Source organism: Hymenobacter perfusus (assembly GCF_003944765.1).
Taxonomy (GTDB): domain Bacteria; phylum Bacteroidota; class Bacteroidia; order Cytophagales; family Hymenobacteraceae; genus Hymenobacter; species Hymenobacter perfusus.
Map to the genome: position 1 here is coordinate 46,842 of NZ_RWIU01000005.1, position 14,854 is coordinate 61,695.

At 58.7% G+C, this 14,854-nt stretch carries 13 protein-coding genes; 5 read left to right on the plus strand and 8 right to left on the minus strand.

Going from position 1 to position 14,854, the window contains the following annotated elements; translation table 11 throughout:
* Positions 1-117: 117 nt before the first annotated feature.
* Positions 118-366 carry a hypothetical protein gene (locus EI293_RS14800; protein WP_125439176.1) on the plus strand — a complete coding sequence of 83 codons (249 nt, stop codon included), beginning with the start codon at positions 118-120 and terminating at the stop codon, positions 364-366.
* A gap of 174 nt (positions 367-540) precedes the next feature.
* On the opposite strand, the gene EI293_RS14805 is transcribed toward EI293_RS14800, so the two are convergent.
* Together EI293_RS14805 and EI293_RS14810 are read right to left on the minus strand one after the other, a co-directional pair.
* Complete coding sequence (locus EI293_RS14805) at positions 541-1,260, minus strand: carbonic anhydrase (protein ID WP_125439178.1); 720 nt, start codon at positions 1,258-1,260, stop codon at positions 541-543.
* Positions 1,261-1,332: 72 nt separating this feature from the next.
* Positions 1,333-2,025, minus strand: coding sequence for a TIGR02117 family protein (locus EI293_RS14810; RefSeq protein ID WP_125439180.1), 693 nt, complete (start codon positions 2,023-2,025; stop codon positions 1,333-1,335).
* A 152-nt stretch (positions 2,026-2,177) separates the two neighbouring features.
* Here EI293_RS14810 and EI293_RS14815 point away from each other — a divergent pair, with 152 nt between their 5' ends.
* A complete protein-coding gene (locus tag EI293_RS14815; protein ID WP_211339593.1) occupies positions 2,178-2,585 on the plus strand; it encodes a hypothetical protein in 408 nt (135 codons plus the stop codon).
* Positions 2,586-2,599: 14 nt separating this feature from the next.
* Here EI293_RS14815 and EI293_RS14820 read toward each other — a convergent pair whose 3' ends face one another.
* The 3 genes from EI293_RS14820 to EI293_RS14830 all read right to left on the minus strand — a co-directional run bounded on the left by EI293_RS14820 (position 2,600) and on the right by EI293_RS14830 (position 8,582).
* Positions 2,600-5,476 (minus strand): MSEP-CTERM sorting domain-containing protein, encoded by a 2,877-nt coding sequence (locus tag EI293_RS14820; RefSeq protein ID WP_125439182.1) that lies wholly within the window; start codon positions 5,474-5,476, stop codon positions 2,600-2,602.
* 204 nt (positions 5,477-5,680) lie between these two features.
* On the minus strand, positions 5,681-6,157 hold the full coding sequence (locus tag EI293_RS14825) for a hypothetical protein (RefSeq protein ID WP_125439185.1): 477 nt from the start codon (positions 6,155-6,157) through the stop codon (positions 5,681-5,683).
* 142 nt (positions 6,158-6,299) lie between these two features.
* On the minus strand, positions 6,300-8,582 hold the full coding sequence (locus EI293_RS14830; protein ID WP_125439187.1) for an aconitate hydratase: 2,283 nt from the start codon (positions 8,580-8,582) through the stop codon (positions 6,300-6,302).
* A 231-nt stretch (positions 8,583-8,813) separates the two neighbouring features.
* On the opposite strand from EI293_RS14830, the gene EI293_RS14835 reads away from it, so the two are divergent.
* Positions 8,814-10,151 (plus strand): TlpA disulfide reductase family protein, encoded by a 1,338-nt coding sequence (locus EI293_RS14835; protein WP_125439189.1) that lies wholly within the window; start codon positions 8,814-8,816, stop codon positions 10,149-10,151.
* 109 nt (positions 10,152-10,260) lie between these two features.
* Here the strand turns inward: EI293_RS14835 and EI293_RS14840 are convergent, their stop codons facing one another.
* Both EI293_RS14840 and EI293_RS14845 read right to left on the minus strand, forming a co-directional pair.
* Positions 10,261-10,833, minus strand: a complete 573-nt coding sequence (locus EI293_RS14840) for a GNAT family N-acetyltransferase (RefSeq protein ID WP_246010659.1) — start codon at positions 10,831-10,833, stop codon at positions 10,261-10,263.
* A 27-nt stretch (positions 10,834-10,860) separates the two neighbouring features.
* Positions 10,861-12,270 (minus strand): cytochrome P450, encoded by a 1,410-nt coding sequence (locus EI293_RS14845; protein WP_125439191.1) that lies wholly within the window; start codon positions 12,268-12,270, stop codon positions 10,861-10,863.
* A gap of 162 nt (positions 12,271-12,432) precedes the next feature.
* Here EI293_RS14845 and EI293_RS14850 point away from each other — a divergent pair, with 162 nt between their 5' ends.
* Complete coding sequence (locus EI293_RS14850) at positions 12,433-12,732, plus strand: hypothetical protein (RefSeq protein WP_125439193.1); 300 nt, start codon at positions 12,433-12,435, stop codon at positions 12,730-12,732.
* A gap of 109 nt (positions 12,733-12,841) precedes the next feature.
* On the opposite strand, the gene EI293_RS14855 is transcribed toward EI293_RS14850, so the two are convergent.
* The gene (locus EI293_RS14855) at positions 12,842-13,822 is read right to left on the minus strand and encodes a polyprenyl synthetase family protein (protein WP_125439194.1); all 981 of its coding nucleotides are present in this window, start codon (positions 13,820-13,822) and stop codon (positions 12,842-12,844) included.
* 92 nt (positions 13,823-13,914) lie between these two features.
* Here EI293_RS14855 and EI293_RS14860 point away from each other — a divergent pair, with 92 nt between their 5' ends.
* On the plus strand, positions 13,915-14,853 hold the full coding sequence (locus EI293_RS14860) for an alpha/beta hydrolase family protein (RefSeq protein ID WP_317127221.1): 939 nt from the start codon (positions 13,915-13,917) through the stop codon (positions 14,851-14,853).
* Position 14,854: the final 1 nt, after the last annotated feature.

The window sequence follows — 14,854 nt, forward strand, 5'->3', positions numbered from 1 at the left end:
TTTCTTTAAAAAAAGTCAATTTATCATTGCTTTAACGCAAACAACAAATCAACAGTAGGCAATATTTTATACACTAATTTTTTTAGCTTATCTGTATCAATATTCTTATCTTTGGATATGTCGAAAACGAAGCTTCCCCATCCTCTTCCCTTGCAACAATACGCTCGTTGTATTGATGCCAGCCAACGTCCTGCCGACCATATCGGTGACTGGCCGGCCTCCGGGCAAGTGTACCCTGTTCAGATGCGGCGCAATGCCCGCACAGGCACTGTTCAAGTGCATGTGCTTGGGTTCTACGCGGAACGCCCTTATGGAGCATTCGCCCAGCACCGCTTCGAGCCGGTGGCTCAGATCTGGCTTAACTAATCTTTCTCTCCACCTTCTTATCGGCTGTTTTCGGAAAATGCTCCGGAAGCAGCCGTTTTTGTTTCGGAAACTCGCGTAGGTAACGCCTTATATTTTCCGAACAAAAACCGCCCCCCGGGTTCAAGGAGTTAACTCCTTGAACCCGGGGGCCGGTTGGCTTACGCAGAGCATAGGTTATACCCGCTCCGATTCTTCTTTGGCTTGCTTGGCAATTTCCTCGGCGGGGTTTTCCTGGTCCTGCTCATAGGTGAACAGGGGCTCGTCGCCCAGATTATAAATAGCCTGGATATCATGAAGCATCTTCTCGTAGTCGAGTTTCAGATCCTTCAGCAGGCCGGTTTTCAGATCAAATACCCAGCCATGCACGATGGGCGTCTGGCGCTTGAGGTAGCTTTTCTGCACCACGGCCGTTTTAATTACGTTGGCGCACTGCTCCTGCACGTTCAGCTCCACGAGGCGGTCATAGCGGGCATCGGCGTCTTCAATGGCGTCCAGTTCAACGTGGTGCAGGCGGTATACGTCCCGAATGTTACGCAGCCAGGGATTCATAATTCCCAGGTCCTTTGACTGCATGGCGGCCTTCACGCCGCCACAGCCGTAGTGGCCACACACCACAATGTGTTTCACATGCAGGTGCGCCACGGCGTATTCCACCACCGACATGGCGTTGAGGTCGAGGTTATTGACTAGGTTGGCCACGTTCCGGTGCACAAATACTTCCCCCGGAGCCACGCCCATTAGCTCTTCCGCCGTTACGCGCGAGTCGCTGCACCCAATGTAGAGGTAATCAGGCTTCTGGTCGGAGGCCAGATGCTCAAGGAAATTGGCGTTGGAACCGGTGTTGGTGGCTACCCACTTGCGGTTGTTGTCGAAGATTTCGTCGTACGTCGTCATAGTAGGTTCATACGTTTTTTGGATTGCCAAGATACATGACCGGCGTAAATTTATGGTCGAGCTTGGGGCCGGCTACCGGTAGTGCCAGAAAATCCCGAAGTCGAAGGGCGTCCATAAAGCCGCCTTCTGGCCGGCTTTTTTCAGGCCTTCATTAGCCCAGCTGTTGCAGGTATAGAACAGGTTGTAGGTGCGTTTGGCCTCGTAAAAAGCATCGTGCTGCCCGTAGCTATGGCCCGCAATGTGCTGCACGCGGCCCTGCGCGTCATGGGCGAAGCTGCTTTCGATGAACTGAATCAGTCGGGCATATTCGGCGCGGCTTAGGTGTAGCGGCACGCAGTCGGGGCCCAGGGTGGGGCGATGGTGGAAGGTGGTGTGCATGGCGGTGGTGCTCATCCAGAACATGGCTTTCACGGCAGTGCTGGGCTTCAGCTCAGCCCAGGTGGGCGTATCGAGGTAGAAGCCTTTATCTCCCCAGCCAAAGCCCACGAACTGCATAGAGGTGTCGGCGGCGGGTGTGTGGGCGTAGGATACCAGCCGGGTCCAGTCCATCTGGGGGCTGCGCACGGGCACTACCAGGTCGGTATGCACGCCATTGGAAAGCAGGTAGGCCTCCACTTCATCCGGGGCGGCATCCGGGTTTTCAGCGGCTACCGGAACGGCTGATAATCCGGCGGCGGCCACCAGATACAAAGCCACCGCGCCCAGGATGCCGCCGCCCGTCCAGGCAACTCCTTTGGCTATTTTTCGAACTACCGGCGTTATCATAAGGCAAACTGAAAAGGTGGAAAGCTGCCCCTCATACGCGGCCCAGCCAAAAAAGCTGAACCAGACTATGGGCCGGTCCGGCCTTGGGATGCACAAACAGGTAACGCCCGGCGGGCACCGGCCGTTACCTTTGGGGCTTTCTCCTTTCTGCCATGCCCGCGCCCGACGACCACCTCTACACCATCCCGGCCCCGTATCGGCGCATGGAAAACCTGCACATCCTGTTCTGGCTGCTCAAGGATATCGGGTGGTGCATGCTCTGGAAACCGCTGGGCATCAGCATGATTTTCCCGACGCTGGCCATTGCCCTCATAATCACCTGGCGTACCCGCCATATAGCTGCCGAGCTGGCCCACAACTTGGCCATCGTGTTCTGGATTTCGGCTAACTCCTACTGGATGATCAGCGAGTTTCTGGAATTCGATACCGCACGGATATGGGGCAACGTCACGGGCAAGCATCTGGCGCTGCTGCCGTTCCTGACGGGCCTCCTGATTCTGCTGTATTATTATCTGGTGCAGCGGCCCCGGGAAAGCCAGGCGGAGCAGATTCCGGCGTAGTTGCTGGTCCGGCGCTACGCCGGCTGCAGCCGCAGCAGATACCGTAGGGCCAGCCCCACGGCCGCCAGCACCAAAAATCCGATGTAATCATCCAGCGGTACGGCCGTCGGCTGGTTCGATTCGCCTTCATCCACATCGAGGGCAGCTTTTCCACTGAGGACTTGCTCCTGTTTTTGTTTCAGGGCGGCTTTTTGGGCCGGATTTTCGAGGGCCAGATACGCCGTAAAAGGCGTCAGGATGCCAGCCTGAAAGCTGGCTCGCACGAATGGAACGCGCTGGGCTTCGGCGGCCTCCGGGTGAAACGCCTGCCACTGCTGGTAGCCGTGCAGCAGCAGGCCCGTTTGCCACCGCCCCGAAGCTGCCAACGTGGGCCGCAGCGCGGCGGCAGGTTGCGTCAGCACTATTTCGGCCAGCGTATCATCGGCCAGATACGCCCGGGGCCGGACCGCCGTAGGCCAGGCGCGGACCGGCGGAGCCTGGGCCAGCAAGGAAGTGCCCGCCGCCACCTCAAAAAGTGCCCGGCTGGCTTCGTGGCGAAGCGAGTGAGCCGTCAGGTGGCCGTTGGCATCGAGCACGTAGAACCGGTCAGATTCCGGGTAGGCGGCCCGGAGTTCGGCGAGGTCCGTCTCCAGCACGGCGGCGGCCAGGTCATCGGTAACTACCACGGGGATTGGGTAAGCGGCACGGGGGCGCAGGAAACCCTGCACCAATAGCTGACGCAAAGCGCCATCCAGGTAGAAGCCGCCGGTATTCTCGTGGCTCGCCAGCTCCTGCTGCCAATTGGCGCCAGCCGCTACCGGGGTAGCATAGGCATCTACCAACGTAAAGCGGGTGGTTGTATCCGCCAGAACGCTGGCTCCGAACTGCTGCTCCAGACGGCGGGCATACGCCTGCTTGTGCTGCTGCTGGCGCGCCGAAACATCCAGCAGAAAGTGGTAGTACGGCCGGCGCTGCACCAGCGGCAGGCGCTGTTTGGCTATGCCGCTCATATAGGCTACTTCTCCCCCATTGGCCACGACCGGCACCGTAACCGGCACTTTGGCGTCTGTACCCAACCGGACTTTGCGGCCATCCAGTAGTAACGTAACCGGTTCTTTGTGCAGCAGCTGGAAGCCGGTTACGCGGGACGCGCGCCCCACCACGGGGTACACCCGCAAACTCAGCTGGTGATTGTTCTGGTAAGCCAGCAGGCCCGGGTCGCGCACTTGGGTTTCGTTGAGAATCTGGGCGTAGACCCACGCGGCGGCCTTTTTCTCGGCCAGAATGCCATGCTCCCGCCGGCCATTCATATCCAGGTAATAGTCGCCCACCCAGCAGCCGGCGGGCAAGTTCAGCAAGGTGGTGTACTCGCCGGCACGCTGGGTGGTATCGGTGTTGGCCACGCGCAATTCTACCTCGCTTACCCAGGCCTGCTGGCGGGCATCGTAGATGCTTTTGGTGGTGACATCGGTCAGGGTCGGAACGGTGGGCGGCGGTAGGTCGAAAGTGCGGGCGGCGGTTTCTGTGTCTTCGGGCAGCACGCCCAGGAACACCTGCTCCAGGTCGGCTATTTTGGTATCCGACAGCGTGAGGTTATCCAGCACCAGCCAGTTGAAATACAACGACAGGTACGGGACATGCGAACCAAACGGACCACCTCCACTGCTACGGTCCTTGTGCTGCTTCACCACCGCCAACGTGCGGGCCAGGGCCGGCTCATCCAAATCGTACCGACGACTATAGTCAGGGGCGTAGCGGTAGTCGAGGGCCTGGTGCAGGGTATGGCGGTCAGACAGGTAATGGGCCGTGATGAGCAGCGGCAGCGTACCGATTCCGCCCAGCAATACCAGCAGTAGCACTCGTCCCGAAAACACGGGCCGCAGCCGCTGCCAGTCGGCGGCCAGTTCGCGCACGTGCACCAGCAGCAGCACCAGCGGCGTGAGCATCAGAAACCCCGTCCCGATCAGGATAACGGCCAGCAACGACAGCGGCAGGAACGGCAGAAACACCAGAAAGAAATAGAACGTGTAGCCCAGCAGCACGCTGCGCCCGAACAGCAGCAGCAAGTGCAGCCACCGGTTTAGGCTGGCCGGCAGACACAGCAGCACTCCGTTCAGCACCGCCAGCCCATAAAACCACGGGCTGCTGAAGTTGCCGAAAATGCCGGCTTCCGTGCCACCGAAACTACCCCAGAACAGCCCGTTGTTTACCATCAGACCCAGCAGCGGCAGCACAATACCCAGCAGTATTTTCCAGAGCAGACTAAACTCGCGCCCATATTCGCCGCGCCGCAGTTCCAGAATGTATACTACCCGCACCAGATAAAACAGAAACATCACGGTACCCACTACCAAGCCCGTCACCAGCAGGCTGCTACCGAGCCAGTCGGGCAAAATACTACCCAGCAGCAAGCCGCCTGGCAGCATAATCAGCACGAGCCAGCTCAACGGTGCGGCCAGGGCCAGCCCCACGTTGGTCAGTACTGAGTAGTCCTTTCCTGCCGGCGTGAGGCGCACCACCAGTGCGTAGCCGGCGTGAGCCAGAGTGGGCATCAGAAACGTGATGAGGTATACCAGCGGATCGGTGGGCACCATCCAGCGCGGCACGTCCCGGGGTAACAGTTCAGTATCCAGGCTCACGCCAGTGCAGATCAGGGCCGAGTATACCACGAGCGTCAGCAGGCAATACAGCGTACTCACCTCGCGCTGCCGCCGCCATTGCCTCAGTGCGTAGCCCAGCGTACTCAGTGCTACCGCGGCCAATGCGCCGCCCAGCCAGCTCCAGGTGCTTACACTACCCGCCGGTAACAGGCTGTGGATAACCGAAAACTGCCCGTAGCACAGTAGGGCCAGCACTACAATGGCCGTCGTATTGAGCAGCAACAGCCACTTGGGGTGCAATAGATTACGCATAAAGCAAAGCGAATAAGACTACGGACCAAGCCCGGCTACCTGCCCGGCTACCTAAGTCGGACAAACATAACATAAAGTACTTTGTATTTCAAAGTATTAATCAATAAACTATTTCATGTAGGGGCTGCGGAGTCGACTGTAACGCAAAAAAGCGGCCTCGCTCCCTTCCCGGGAACGAAGCCGCTGTCTGTTCATCATACAAGTTTACTGCCCGCTTTTCATCTCTACCTCCACGCGTACGGTTTCAGCAGGAGCTAGCTTGGGAACCAGGGCGTGATACGTCAGGATGGGCGCGTCATTGGTCATGCCTGCCTGAAATATTACTTTCAGAAACGACTGGCCGGTTTCACATTCCCGCTGGTAAGCATACGTGATGGTAGAGCTGCCACTGCTGGAGCCTTTGTTGCCAATCACCAAGTCGTACTTCGTGAAGTCCACCTGCGGATGGCAGTCACCGGTTACCTGCTGATCGAACTCCGCCTGGGAACGGATGACAGTGTAGGTCTGAGGCAGATTCACGCTCAGCTGCCGTGGCGTGTTTGTGCAGCCGTATTCCTTTTCCAGGCTGGTAATTGATATGGGGGCACTTACACAAGGTTCTACGTCGCCGCCACAAGTGGTGCAGCCGGTAAACAGCAACGCATACACTGCGCTTGTTCCCAAAGTAAAAAGCTGTTTCATACCTGTTTACTAACTGAGGTTGATTGCGTTATTCAACTTACAGAGCTTGTCTTTACTCCAAACGTTGCACTTCATACAGGCAAAAAAACGGCCGCCTCCCCTATCCGGGAAGGCGGCCGTTTTTACTTGGGCTACCGGCTGCTTACGCTACCTGACCCGACTCTTTCAAGCGAATCAGATTCAGAGCCGAACCGGCTTTGAACCACTCAATCTGGCCTTCATTGTAGGTGTGGTTCACCGTAATGAGGTCCGTGTCGCCATCGGAGTGGTGCAGACGCACTTCCAGCGGCTTGCCGGGAGCAAACGTGGTCAGGCCGAGGATGTCGATGGTGTCGTCCTCCTCAATCAGGTCGTAGTCGGCCTTGTTGGCGAAGGTCAGGGCCAGCATGCCCTGCTTCTTGAGGTTGGTTTCGTGGATACGGGCGAAGGATTTCACCAGCACGGCGCGCACGCCGAGGTGGCGGGGCTCCATAGCAGCGTGCTCCCGCGAGGAGCCTTCCCCGTAGTTCTCGTCACCTACTACCACCGAGCCGATGCCCTGGGCTTTGTAGTTCCGGGCTACCTGCGGTACCGTGCCGTGGGGCGTACCCGAGGTCAGCAGGTCCTTAACCGAGTTAGCCTCGCCGTTGAAGGCGTTGGTAGCCCCGATGAGCATGTTGTTGCTGATGTTGTCCAGGTGGCCACGGTATTTCAACCACGGGCCGGCCATCGAAATGTGGTCGGTGGTGCATTTGCCCTGAGCTTTGATAAGCAGACGCAACCCTTTCAGGTCGGTGCCTTCCCAGGCTTTGAACGGGTCAAGCAGCTGCAGACGGTCCGAAGCCTCATCTACCAGCACCTGCACACCCGAGCCATCTTCAGCGGGTGCCTGGAAACCGGCGTCTTCCACGGCAAAGCCACGGGGCGGCAGCTCAATGCCTACCGGCTCATCAAACTTCACCTGCTGGCCGTCCTTGGTGGTCAGCGTGTCGGTGAGGGGGTTGAAGGTCAGGTCGCCGGCAATGGCGAAGGCCGTCACGATTTCGGGCGAAGCCACGAAAGCGTGGGTGTTCGGGTTGCCGTCGTTGCGCTTGGCAAAGTTACGGTTGAAGCTCGTGATGATGGAGTTGCGGCGTTTGGGGTCGTCGGTGTGACGGGCCCATTGGCCGATGCACGGACCGCAGGCGTTGGCCAGCACCACGCCGCCCATCTGGGCGAAGGTGTCCAGCAAACCGTCGCGCTCCACGGTGTAACGCACCAGCTCCGAGCCGGGCGTTACGGTGTACTCCGCCTGTACGGTCAGGCCCTTGTCGGCAGCCTGCTTGGCAATGCTGGCGGCGCGGGTGATGTCCTCGTACGAGGAGTTGGTGCAGGACCCGATCAGGCCTACTTCCAGCTTCTCGGGCCAGCCGTGCTCTTTTACGGCGGCGGCGAACTGCGAAATCGGCCAGGCGGCGTCCGGCGTGAACGGGCCGTTCACGTAAGGCTCCAGCTCCGACAGGTTGATTTCGATCAGCTGGTCATAAAACTCAGCGGGGTTAGCCAGCACTTCGTCGTCGGCGCGCAGATGCGCAGCTACGCCAGCGGCGAGGTCGGCAATTTCGGCCCGGCCAGTGCCGCGCAGATAGTCGCCCATCTTCTCATCGTAGCTGAACACCGAGGTGGTTGCCCCGATTTCCGCGCCCATGTTGCAGATGGTGCCTTTGCCGGTAGCCGACAAGTTGTTGGCTCCTTCACCGAAGTATTCCACGATGGCACCGGTACCGCCTTTCACGGTCAGGATGCCGGCTACTTTCAGGATAACGTCTTTGGCCGACGTCCAGCCCGAGAGCTTACCGGTCAGCTTCACGCCGATTACCTTCGGGAACTTCAGCTCCCAGGCCATGCCCGACATTACGTCCACGGCATCGGCGCCACCCACACCAATGGCAATCATGCCAAGTCCACCCGCGTTGGGCGTGTGCGAGTCCGTTCCGATCATCATGCCGCCGGGGAAGGCGTAGTTTTCGAGTACCACTTGGTGGATGATACCAGCACCGGGCTTCCAGAAGCCGATGCCATATTTGTTGGAAACCGAAGCCAGGAAGTCATACACCTCTTTGTTCTCGGAGTTGGCAATGGCCAAGTCTTCGGTAGCGCCTTCTTTGGCCTGAATCAGGTGGTCGCAATGCACGGTGCTGGGAACGGCAGCCTGGGGCTTGCCGGCCTGCATAAACTGGAGCAGCGCCATCTGGGCGGTAGCATCCTGCATGGCCACACGGTCGGGAGCGAAATCGACGTAGGAAACGCCCCGCTCAAACGCCTGCGAAACCGTGCCGCCGTAGAGGTGAGCGTACAGGATTTTCTCCGTCAGGGTAAGCGGGCGGCCAACGGCGGTACGGGCGGCCTCAATGCGGGAGCCCATGCCAGCGTACACAGCCTTGATCATTTCTAAGTCAAACGCCATAATTCAAAAGGGAAAAAGTGGAGAGAACGTGCCTATCATAGACAGGTACGCAAATATAGGTACCGGTCGTTGCGTAGCCCAACTTTTCGGGGCCCGGAAGCCGGGCCAGGGCCGCATTTAGAATGATTCTAACGGCTGGCGGCAAAAGTTGGCCTACATTCGCGGCCTTCAGAGGTAAACTAATATGCCCCGGCCGTAGTTTAGCCCCGAATCAACTTAACCCTACTTTGTATGCCCGTTGCCATTGAATTTCGCAAGGCAGTACTCGGGGCCGGACTCGCGCTGGCCGCGGTGGCCTGTCAGTCCAACTCTCCTTCCACCGAAACCCCGGCCGCCGGTGAGGCGGCAGCCGGTTCTACGACCCTCTCGGCCGGCACCTGGCGGGGCGTGCTTTCGGCCCAGGGCCAGGAAATTCCGTTTCTATTTGATGTAAACACTGACGGCGGCAAGCCCACCGTGACACTGCGCAACGGTGAGGAGCGCCTGAAGCTCGATGAAATCAGCTCGGCCGGTGACTCCACCACCATCCGCCTGGGCGTGTTCGATGCCGCGCTGGTGGTCCAGACCGATGGGGCTGATAAGCTGAAAGGAACTTGGGTGAAGTACGACGGCAAGGAGCCATACCGCGTGCCGTTTGCGGCGACCAAAGGCGGAGCGGAAACTACTTTGTTTGCTGGTTCAACTCAGAACAAGTCGGTTTTCGGTGACCTGAAAAAGGGTGCTACGTTCCGAACGGTTTTCAAAGGAGCTGATGGCGACACGACACCCGCGGTAGGTATTATCACGCAGGATTCCGTGAATCCGACTCGGTTGACCGGCACGTTTCTGACCAGCACCGGCGACTACCGCTACTTGGCGGGCAACCTCGTGACACTGGCCGATGGGCAGCATATTATGCTATCCACCTTCGATGGCAGCCACGGCTTCCTGTTTGATGGCAAGCTTGACAAACCCGAAAACATCAACAACATTACCGGCCACTTCTACAGCGGCAAATCCGGCCACGAAACCTGGACCGCTGTGCTCGACCCCAACGCCAAACTGCCCGACGCCAACGCCCTGACCGGCATGAAGCCCGGCCAGAAAAAGCTGAACTTCAAGTTCCCCAGCATCTACGAAGGCGGCAGCATCTCCCCTTCTGACCCCAAGTACAAGGGCAAAGTGGTGGTGCTACAGGTGCTGGGCTCGTGGTGCCCGAACTGCATGGACGAAACCAACTTCCTAGCCCCCTGGTACGAGAAGAACAAGCAGCGCGGCGTGGAAATCATCGGGCTGGGCTACGAGCGTACCACCGACCAGAAAGTGGCGTCGCAGAAACTGTTGAAGATGAAGCAGCGCATGAACATCGGCTACGATCTGGCCGTGGCCGGACAGGCTTCGTCGGCGGAAGCCAGCAAGTCACTGCCGCAACTGCAGAAGGTCCTGGCCTTCCCCACCACCATTTTCCTGGATAAGAAGGGCGAGGTGCGCAAGATTCACACCGGTTACTCGGGCCCCGGTACCGGCAAGTACTACGAGCAGGAAGTAGCCGAATTCAACAAAACCATCGACCAGCTGCTGGCGGAGTAATTCCAACTACATTGCGTTAATTGAAAGGGCCGTTTTCATGATGAAAACGGCCCTTTCAATTAACGCAACATCATGCTTCAACTGCGGCTGCGCGCAGCATGACGTTGCATTATTTATCCAAAGAAACCCGTGCGCGTTCCAGCAGCACAATCGGCTCGTTGTGGTAAGTGGTGCGGGCAAATTCGTGGAAGCCGAACTTACGGGCCACGTTCAGGGAAGCCGCGTTATCAGGGTCGATAATGCAGGTGAGGCGAGCAGCGGGGAAGCGCGGCTCAATCCAGGCCAGAGCCGCCTGCAAGGCCTGCGTGGCGTAGCCCCGGCCGTGCAAACGTGGGGCAATGGTCCAGCCCGCTTCCAGCGTATCCTTGAGGGAAGGCGTCAGGTCGCGCTGAAAATCAAAGAAACCTACGCTGCCAATATAGCGGCCGGTGGCCTTTTCCTCGATGGACCACGCCCCATAGCCGAACATGGCCCAGTGCCCCAGCTGGCCCAACATGCGCCGCCATACTTCTTCCTCCGTCTGCGGTTTGTTGCCCAAGAAGCGGTAAAATACCGGGTCGTTGTGGAGAGCCGTAAACTCCGGCAGATCGGAAACCTGGGGGCCGCGCAGCAGCAAATCGGGGGTTTCTAGGCGGGGCACCAGGGCGGCGGGGTCGGCAGGCAGGGATAAGAAAGGCATCATGCGGGAAAGTATAGTAAAATAGCCAGCTCAATTTTCTGCCACCCCGGATACATCCAGCCACAGGGGGCCCTTAGGCCGTAATGTAACAAGCGGATCAGTCTCGGCCGGCGTAGCGGAAACCGGCCGGAACTCGAAGTGGCGCAGGGCCTCCAGCAGCACCAACTGGATTTCGGTCAGGGCAAAGTGGTTGCCCACGCACATGCGCGGCCCGCCACCAAACGGGAGGTAAGCGTAAGCCGGAATGGGCGGCTGCTGACCGGGGGTAAACCGCTCAGGCCGGAAAGCATCGGCATCCGGCCACAACGCTGGGTGCCGATGAATACCGTGGATATAGATAGAAAACAACGTGCCTTTGGGGATTGGCAGCCCGCGAAACTCGTCATCTTCCAGCGCCACCCGGTCCAGAATCCAGGCGGGCGGGTATAGGCGCATCGTTTCCTGAATTACCTGCTGCGCGTAAAGCAGCTGCGGCAGCTCGGCAAAAGCCGGGGCACGGTGGGCCATGCCGGCCGTGCTCCGCTCCTGCCGCACCTGCGCGGCCGCTTCCGGATGGTGGGCCAGCAGATAAAACAGCCAGCTGAGCGCGTTGGCACTGGTTTCGTGGCCCGCCAGCAGCAGAATATTAGCTTCATCCAGCAGCTGGTCCTCGGTCATTGGCTCGCCACTATCCTCATACCGGGCATCCAGCAGCATCTGCAGCAGGTCGTCGGGTACGGGTGCTCCGGCAGTCGGGGCCATTTGGCGTTGCCGGATGTAGCCGCGCACTAGTTCCCGCAGTTCCCGGCTGAGCGCATCATGCCGCCGAAAAGTGCCAATGGCGCTAAACCACGGCTTGAGGTAGGGCTGGCGCACGGTACGCACATAAAACGCCTGAATCCGCGTCAGAATAGATGACAACCGGTTCTGCTCCGCATCGGTCATGCTGGTTCCGAAGGTAGCGCGGGCAATAATATCAAAGGCTACCTGCGTCATTTCCGCGTGGATATCCAGCCGGAGCGGACCTCCGGCGGCGGCCAGACGGGCGCGCAGGCGCTGGCTCCATTGTTCGGCAGCGGCCTGCATGAGCTGGGTGAGGGCCGTGAGGCGCTGCTTGTGAAAGCCCGGCTGAATCAGTCGGCGCTGCCGGAGCCAGTCGGCTCCTTCGTTGGTGAGCAGCCCCCGCCCCAGGTAGCGAATGAGGCCGTGGGTAAGGTCGGATTTAAGGTAGCGGCGGTGGTTTTTCTGGAGTATATGCTGGGCCAGCGCCGGGTCGCGCGTGACAATGCAGGGCCGCACGCCGCCCAGGTGCAGGCCCACCGTGTCGCCGTGCGTAGCCAGGGCACGGTCGAGGTTTTGGATGGGCCGGCGGGCCATAGCCAATGAACCCAGCAAAGTGCGCCAGCGGGGTACCCGGGGCAAAGCAGCAGCGGCGGGCACAGAAGTAGTCGAGACAGACATCCGGTAAAATAAGCGTCAGCTTTTTAAGTTTTGGAAGGTACAATCCTGCTGGCCAGACCACGACGACCACTACCTAACCCATTTCCTGGTTTCCCGCGTACAGACAGGTAGGCCCGCCGGCCAGTTCCCGTTCTTTCTCCAACAACCAACCCGCGCTTACTTATGTGGATTCAACAGAAAAGCACTCCCGCCCCCGTCGATGAGCTCCAGGGCCGCACCGTGGGCCTCAAATTCGAATGCAACAAGTGTAACACCGAGGTTTTCACCGACCTCATCGGCGTACCCGCAGCCGAACATTTTGCCAACACTGCAGATACGGAAGGTCAGTACGAAACCGAGGAAATCAAATGCCCCGGCTGCGACATGACCCACGAAATCACCGTCAAGAGCAACCACGACGGAGTACACTTCGATGTATCGGAAGTGAAACCGGAAAGCGTAGCCTACCAAGTCAAAGCCTAACTGACAGCCTGTAGAAACAGGCCATCTATCTTGCAAAAAGCCCTTGACAGCGTAAAGGCGTCAAGGGCTTTTTGCGGAAAAGCGTAGCCTCTGTGGCGGACTTGGCGAGTTATTTCTCCCGCTCGATAGTGTAGTTGATGAGTTGTTCCAATGAAGTCCGGGAAGCCGATTCAGGAAAGGTGCGCAGGATTTCCAGGGCTTCGTTGCGGTAGCGCTCCATTACCCGGATAGCATATTCCAGCCCCCCCGACTGCTTCACAAACTCAATAACAGCCTGCACCCGGTCTTTACGGCCGTCGTTATTTTTCACGTTGAAGATAACGCGGCGCTTGGTGAGCCAATCAGCCTGTTGCAGGGCGTAGATGAGGGGCAGCGTCATCTTTTTCTCCTTGATATCAATGCCCACAGGCTTCCCGATTTCGGCGGTACCGAAGTCGAACAGGTCGTCCTTGATCTGGAATGCCATCCCCACTTTCTCCCCGAAAAGCCGGGCCCGCTCAATGGTTTCCTTGTCGGCCCCGGCCGAGGCGGCACCTACGGCGCAGCAGGACGCAATGAGAGAGGCGGTTTTCTGCCGGATGATATCGAAGTACACGTCCTCCGTAATGTCGAGGCGGCGGGCCTTTTCAATCTGCAGCAGCTCTCCTTCACTTAGCTCCTTCACGGCGTTGCTCACAATTTTGAGCAGCTCGTAATCGTCGTTTTCGAGGCTTAGCAGCAGGCCTTTGCTGAGCAGATAGTCGCCCACGAGTACGGCAATCTTGTTTTTCCAGAGGGCATTGATGCTGAAAAAGCCGCGCCGGTAGTTGCTTTCGTCCACCACGTCGTCGTGTACGAGGGTGGCCGTATGCAGCAGCTCAATTAGGGCCGCGCCCCGAAACGAAGCTTCCGGCAGCGGGTCGCCGCCGCTGATTTTGGCCGTGAAGAACACGAACATGGGCCGGATCTGCTTGCCCTTGCGCTTCACAATGTACCCCATGATTTTATCCAGCAGCAGCTGCTTGGTTTGCATGGACTGGCGGAATTTCTGTTCGAATTCCTCCATCTCGGCGGCTATGGGAGCCTGTATCTGATCCAGCGTAACAGTCATGCGGGTATTTTGGGCGCTGCGAAGGTAAGTGGATTGTTGAATTGTTGGACGGCTGAACCGACGAATGGCGGAATGGTTGAATTGCCAGATGGATGACCATTCAGTCATCCGACCACTCGCTCATCCACCAGTTCAACAATCCGCTTACCTTCGCTGCTATGGCAACTCAACCGACATCCGTTGATTTTCTGCTTTCCTGCGCCCGCCACAGCCGGCCATTCACGGCCGATGCACGGTTTGTGGCCGACGGGCAACCCAAACCGGTAGCAGTGTTCGTGCACGGGTTCAAGGGCTTCAAAGATTGGGGCCACTTCAACCTGCTGGCCGATTGGTTTGCCCGGCAGGGTTTTGTATTCGTGAAGCTGAACCTCTCGCACAATGGTTTGGTAGTAGGCGGCAGCGGCGACCTGGAGGATATGGAAGCTTTCGGCCGCAACAACTTCAGTCTGGAGCTCGATGACATTGGGGCCCTCCTGGATTGCCTGCATACGCCCGACCAAGCAGGTATTCCGGCGGCGGAAATGGATCTGACTCGGCTGGCGCTCATCGGCCATAGCCGAGGAGGCGGTTTGGTGCTGCTAAAAGCGGCCGAGGATGCGCGCGTAAAAGCCGTAGCATCCTGGGCGGCCATCAGTGACGTGAATCCGGGCTGGTCGGAGCCGCTTATGCAGCAATGGCAGCAACAGGGCGTGTTTCACGTTGAGAACAGCCGCACCAAGCAGCAACTCCCGCTGTATTTCCAGATTGTGGAAGATTACCACCAGAACCGGTTGCGGCTCGATATCCGCCACGGCCTGCGCCGCAAGCTCAAGGGCCGCCCCATCCTCATTCTCCACGGCGACCAGGATGAAACCGTACCGGTAGAACGCGCTTATCAGCTCAAAGAGTGGCAGCCAGCCGCCGAGTTATGCATTCTGCCCGGCGTGACGCACAACTTCGGCGGCGGCCACCCCTGGCCCTCAACCAAGTTGCCTGCCGAAGCGCAACAGGCTGCTGAAGCTACGGTGGAGTTTCTGCGGCGCGTACTGTAAG